5 protein-coding genes and 2 pseudogenes are annotated in these 6,103 nt (G+C 42.7%); 1 reads left to right on the top strand and 6 read right to left on the bottom strand.

Going from position 1 to position 6,103, the window contains the following annotated elements:
• Positions 1 to 124: 124 nt before the first annotated feature.
• Positions 125 to 834: pseudogene (locus tag ACVBDQ_RS14590) on the top strand (IS982 family transposase); the annotation flags it as partial.
• Positions 835 to 869: 35 nt separating this feature from the next.
• On the opposite strand, the pseudogene ACVBDQ_RS14585 reads toward ACVBDQ_RS14590, so the two are convergent.
• The 6 genes and pseudogenes from ACVBDQ_RS14585 to pxpB all read right to left on the bottom strand — a co-directional run.
• A pseudogene (locus tag ACVBDQ_RS14585) lies at positions 870 to 1,583 on the bottom strand (purine/pyrimidine permease); the annotation flags it as partial.
• 1 nt (position 1,584) lies between these two features.
• Positions 1,585 to 2,376 (bottom strand): putative hydro-lyase, encoded by a 792-nt coding sequence (locus ACVBDQ_RS14580; RefSeq protein ID WP_033024584.1) that lies wholly within the window; start codon positions 2,374 to 2,376, stop codon positions 1,585 to 1,587.
• Positions 2,377 to 2,394: 18 nt separating this feature from the next.
• Complete coding sequence (locus tag ACVBDQ_RS14575) at positions 2,395 to 3,585, bottom strand: NRAMP family divalent metal transporter (RefSeq protein ID WP_033024581.1); 1,191 nt, start codon at positions 3,583 to 3,585, stop codon at positions 2,395 to 2,397.
• Between the two features lie 29 nt (positions 3,586 to 3,614).
• Positions 3,615 to 4,385, bottom strand: a complete 771-nt coding sequence (pxpA, locus tag ACVBDQ_RS14570) for a 5-oxoprolinase subunit PxpA (protein ID WP_033024580.1) — start codon at positions 4,383 to 4,385, stop codon at positions 3,615 to 3,617.
• A gap of 1 nt (position 4,386) precedes the next feature.
• Positions 4,387 to 5,397: a 5-oxoprolinase subunit C family protein gene (locus ACVBDQ_RS14565; RefSeq protein ID WP_033024579.1), complete on the bottom strand. Its 1,011-nt coding sequence runs from the start codon at positions 5,395 to 5,397 to the stop codon at positions 4,387 to 4,389.
• Positions 5,381 to 6,103, bottom strand: coding sequence for a 5-oxoprolinase subunit PxpB (gene pxpB, locus ACVBDQ_RS14560; RefSeq protein WP_033024578.1), 723 nt, complete (start codon positions 6,101 to 6,103; stop codon positions 5,381 to 5,383). Before pxpB ends, ACVBDQ_RS14565 begins: the two co-directional genes overlap by 17 nt.

The raw sequence follows: 6,103 nt of genomic DNA, 5'->3' as shown, positions 1-6,103 counted from the left end.
GATACGGAACGACCAGCGATGGTAAAAAAAGGATTGCCATCGCTCGTTGTGTTGGTCAAAAAGTTATTCTGAAAAACTAAATAAAAAATCCTTTGTTTTGACCTTGTTAGGGTGCGAAATGTGAGTTTTAGGAAAGTTGCTCGGTTTTACTTCCGAACGGGCATGGCATCGTTTTGTCACGGGAAATTTGTTCACAAACGGCTCGTTTCTCGAACGTTCCCGGTATAACCGCGCTGCCGGGCGCTTGGCTTCGCTATCAAATGGATCGCCATCGTGAGCAAAACGCGGCCAACATCATGCTATGCCGTCGGTCGACAGCTTGCCGCTCCCGTTGTGCCATACCGCAAGAATGCATCGCGTCAAACGATTTCAAGAGATCGCCGACATCGGGTATTGCGCTTCCAAACAGCAATGGTACTATGGGTTGAAGCTGCACCTTCAAGTGACCGATCAAGGGTTGCCCATGGGCTATGTGGTAACGGAAGCATCTTGCCACGATCGAATCGCAGCCGAAAGCGTGATGACCCAAATTCCTCATCCCTAAACTTTGGGGACAAAGGATTCATTAGCCGTGACTTGCAAAAAAGGCTGTACGAAGAATACCAAATGGCGCTTTGGACTCCGTCTCGAAAAAACCAGAAACATTGCTGGTCCGAAGCATAGGAGAAATGGATCCAACAAAAACGCAAAGTGATCGAGACGGTGTTCTCGGTTCTGGTTGACCAATACCGGATCACAGGGATCCGAGCAAATTCCATGATCGGAGTTGAAGTGGCACTCGATGGCATCTTGTTGGCGTATTCCCTGGTCACACTAGGGCTAGTTGAGCGCTGACGCTCAACTAGCACCACGGGTAATAATAAAGTCACAAATATCGAAGTCACAATAACCCCCGAATCTGCTTTCGGCATTCCCCACGCAAGTACTTTTGGGATTTGAATCCATTTATCCAATTCAAATTCATGCGGTTCCGTCAGCTTGAATAAGGAAAACAGTCCCCATCCAATTAACATTCCAAATAATACAGAATAGCTACTGACCCATTTTAAGCGGCTTTTAGAAAAAAGAATGGTGATGACCGCCGTAAATATGGCAGTAACAGATACTCTCCAATCTATTCCAGGTCCCTTGTAGTCAACCCCTAATATCCCTTTGACAAATGAGCCGCTGATTTGGGCTACTAATAAAATAAAATAAGTGCCAGTGACGATAGGAGTAAAAAGATTTTTAACATATTGAATGATGTTGAAAACACTTAACAAAATGAACAAGAGGCCGCTGATCGTAAGACCAAGCTCAATACTTTGTAAAACATCATCAGTTCCATCATTTGTTCCATTTAAACCTAAAAAAACGAGGAAAACTCCCCACCATAAAACAGCAGGGCCTTCCGCAATAGGCATTCGGTGGCCAAAAACACTTTGAATGATCGAAACAAAACCGATGACGAAAAAAGTTCTTTGTACAAAACCCGCTATTTCCCTTAGAGAAAGCCCGAAAGCCTCACCGATGGCTAACGGGGCGACCACACTCCCTGCTAAAATGAAAATGAACCATTGAATTGACGAAAATGTCAATTTCATGTTATAAAACTCCAAACTGTTCATCACGTAAATCGGTAATAAACATATGTCCTGGAGCATGGGTAATCATGATCTCCGGCTTCACTAGCATCGCGACCGCTTGAGGAGTAACTCCGCAAGCCCAAAACACAGGAATTTCTCCTTCCCGTATCGTCACAGGATCACCGAAATCAGGCTTATGAATATCCTTAATTCCAATACGATCCGGATTGCCTATGTGAATAGGGGCTCCGTGAACAGAAGGGAAACGGCTTGTCACTTGGACCGCCCTTACGACATCTTTCTCTGGAATAGGGCGCATACTGACAACCATTGGCCCTTCAAACCGTCCTGCTTTTACGCATGGAATATTAGTTTTATACATCGGAACATTGCGATTTTCTTCAATATGGCGGACGGGAATGCCGTTATTGATCAAAGCATACTCAAACGTAAAACTGCATCCTATTAGAAACCCGACCATACTTTCATTCCAAAGATCGAGAATATCTGTTCTTTCTTCTGTTAATTCACCATTTCGGTAAATTCGGTACTTTGGAAGATCCACGCGCAAATCAGCTTCCGGTGCCACTAAAGTAGGAACCCATGATCCAGGTTCAGTCACATCTAATACAGGACACGGTTTAGGATTGCGTTGGCAAAATAAAAGAAATTCAAACGCCAATTCTTTTGGCAAAACTACTAAATTAGCTTGAGTGTAGCCATTGGCTACACCCGCTGTTGGTTTCATCCACTCATTATTTCGTATCATTTCCCGAGCCTCCGCAGGACTCATTGTCGCAACAGAAGGCATCATGATCCCCCTCTATTCTTATTCAAATAGTTTTGGTATACCATCAATTAAAGAGTAAACACCCATATAAGCCATAGCGATCACAATAATAACGCCAAAAATGGTCATCCATAATGGATGTTTGTAATCTCCGACAATTTTTGTTCTGTATGCCGCCACTAACATCACGCCTAAAGAAATTGGTAAGATCAGACCGTTTAATGAGCCTACTAAAATTAAGATTTTTACTGGTCTTCCGACTAAAACGAAAACTAACGTTGAAATGGCAATGAATCCGATAATAATCCGCTTGTGGTACTTTTCCAAAATTGGATGAAATGTACGAATAAATGAGACCGATGTATACGCGGCGCCTACAACGGAAGTAATGGCTGCTGCCCACATAACCACTCCGAATATTTTGTAACCAATATTGCCTGCAGCTAATTTAAATACGGATGCCGGAGGGTTAGAAGGATCAAGGGTTAACCCTTGCGCGACAATACCTAAAGATGCCAAAAATAAGAAAATTCGCATGATAGATGCAATACCGATTCCTGAAATCGAACTACGGGTCACCTCAGGAAGTGCTTCCTTTCCTTTTATTCCAGCATCTAATAAGCGGTGCCCGCCCGCAAACGTAATATATCCTCCAACCGTTCCGCCAACAAGTGTAACAATAGCAAGAACATCGATCGTATCTGGAACAAAGGTTTTTACCACTGCTTCTCCGATAGGGGGCTTAGCTGTAAACATCACATATAACGTTAGAGCAATCATGACAAAACCCATCAATTGAGCGAAGCGGTCCATCATTTTTCCAGCTTCCCGTACGATAAAAATAGCGATCGCGACGATCCCGCTCAATAATGCCCCCATTTCAGGTGAAAGCCCGAATAATACATTGATCCCTAATCCAGCACCAGCAATGTTTCCAATGTTAAATGCAAGACCGCCGGCTACAATAAGTGCAGCAAGAAAATATCCCAATCCCGGCAATACTTCGTTGGCAATATCTTGAGCTCTTTTTTCTGCGACCGCCATAATGCGCCAAATGTTCATTTGTGCTCCAATATCAATAATTATGGACATTAAAATAACAAATCCGAAGCTTGCTGCAAGCGCTTGTGTGAAGTGCGTCGTTTGTGTCAAAAATCCAGGACCGATGGCCGAAGTAGCCATCAAAAACGCCGCACCTAAAAGTACACTTATATTCTTTTTTTGCTGCATTTTCTATCCCCCTAAGAACCTATGAATCTTTATTTTAGAAAATCACCAAGTTTTGTAACTGTAATATTGGCTTCCTTCAACGCTTTACGTATGTATTTTGCAAAGTCTAATGCATGTTCCCCATCTCCGTGTATGCAGATCGTATCAGCTTGAATCGATACATCTTTCCCTTGAAGAGATGTAACTTTCCCTTCTTTTACCATACGAATAACTTGCTGGCAAGCTACGTCATGGTCTTTGATGAGAGCATTCGCTTCCCGTCTTGATGTTAAGGACCCATCCTCTTGGTAAGTGCGGTCAGAGAACACTTCACTAGCGGTTTTAAGACCGATTTTTTTTCCCGCTTTGACAAGCTCTCCACCCGCTAGTCCTAACAAGATTAATTCCGGATCTACTTTATAAACCGCTTCTGCAATGGCTTGAGCAATCGCAGCGTTTTTAGCGGCAATATTATATAATGCTCCATGCGGCTTTACATGCTGAAGCTTTCCACCTTCAGATTTTACAAATGCATATAAGGCGCCAATTTGATAAACAACAATCTCGTAAGCTTCCTGAGGAGTAATATCGATGTTTCTTCTACCAAATCCCACTAAATCTTGAAATCCGGGATGAGCGCCAATTCCGACGTTTTTTTCAAGGGCTAAACGGACTGTTTTCCTCATCGTTGACGGATCGCCCGCATGGAAACCACAAGCGATATTGGCTGATGTAACATAATCTAAAATTTCTTCGTCTCTCCCCATTTTATAAGCACCAAAGCTCTCTCCCATATCACAGTTCAAATCGACAACATGCATGTTACATTTCTCCTTTCCATTTTATTGATAATGCTCGTTTCAGTTGTTGGATCTCTCTTTCTCTTTCTAAATAAAGTCTTTGTGCTTCTTCATGAGAAACTTCAACAAACTTTATTTTGTCACCCGGTTTTAATTGGGCGATGTATGGTAAATCCACGGTGGCAACTTGTCCGATTTTCGGATAACCGCCTGTCGTTTGCCGGTCAGCTAGAAGCACAATCGGATTTCCATCAGGCGGAACCTGAATGGTACCAAAATTTACGGCTTCCGAAATCATTTCTTCCGCGGATGTTAACGACAAAATGGGGCCTTTCAAACGATATCCCATCCGGTCGGATTGGGTTGTAATTTCAAATGGTTCACGAAAAAAACTTTTTTGACTTTCTTTTGAAAATAAATGGTATTGTCTCCCTTTTATTACCCGAATGGAAGGGATTTTATTAGAAATGGGAATAAATTCAGCAGATACCGACCATTTCGTCCCTACAAACTTTCGATCTCCTAGTTTTGAAGAAAAATCATGGATCATTCGGATAGATCGATTATTAGGGGGAGATAATTTTAATTCGTCCCCGGCTTGTAATGGACGTCCTTTAAATCCGCCGATGCCCGCTCTAAGGTAGGTGGATGCACTCCCCATTACACGCGGAACATCGAATCCTCCCGCAACAGCTAGATAGCTTCGGCAGCCTGCTTTACATTGTCCAAAACGAAGCTGACTACCTTTCTTTACAAAAACCGGCCGCCATAACGGAACAAATTTTCCATCAATAGAAGGTGATAAATCTCCCCCGCAAATGGATATTAGTATATCCCTTTCAAATTCAATAACAGGACCAACCATCGTTATTTCTAAAGTAGGGGCATTTTCTTCGTTACCCACTAATAGATTTGCAATTCTGTGTGAAAGTGAGTCCATTACCCCGCTTACAATCACTCCAAATTTTTGAAAACCGTATCTTCCTAAATCCTGAATGGTCGTAAGGAGGCCCGGCTTAATGATTTTTATCACTGTCGTCCTCCTTCCATTGTTCGTATTCTTCTGTAGTGATGGGTATAAATCGGATTTTATCCCCCGCCTTTAATAAGCTAGGGGATTCGTCATCAGGACGAAACAGCTTTAACGGTGTTCGGCCAATAAGCTGCCATCCCCCTGGCGTTTCGATCGGATAAATACCGGTCTGTTTACCAGCAATGCCAACAGAACCCGCAGGAATTTTTAATCGCGGAGATTCTCTTCGCGGTGTGGCAATTTTCTCCGACATGCCTCCTATGTATGGAAATCCAGGGGCAAATCCGATCATATACACTAAATAATCACCGCTGGAATGGATATGAATGACTTCTTCAGGCGTGAGGCCATTATATTCCGCAACATATTCCAAATCAGGACCTAGCTCTCCTCCGTAACAAACCGGAATCTCCACGATCCTTTCAGATGAAAATTCACCGATCTTAAGCGATTCCAATAAGGGTTTTAATTGCCCGCAAACGTAATCATACGGGAGTGTATAAGAGCTAAAATCCGAAATCTTTAACGGATCATAAAACACAGTTACTGTTGTAAATGCAGGAACATATTCGATCATCCACTCGAATGGCTGTTCATCAAACAAGGTTGTAACCATGTTTACCTTTTGATGAGTCTCTAAATTAATATCTTCGCCCAGTTCAATTATTACTGCGTTATCACCCAATGGATGAAAACGATAGTCCAT

Source organism: Geobacillus sp. CCR, from assembly GCF_052906625.1.
This window is presented reverse-complemented; position numbering and strand designations above follow the sequence as displayed.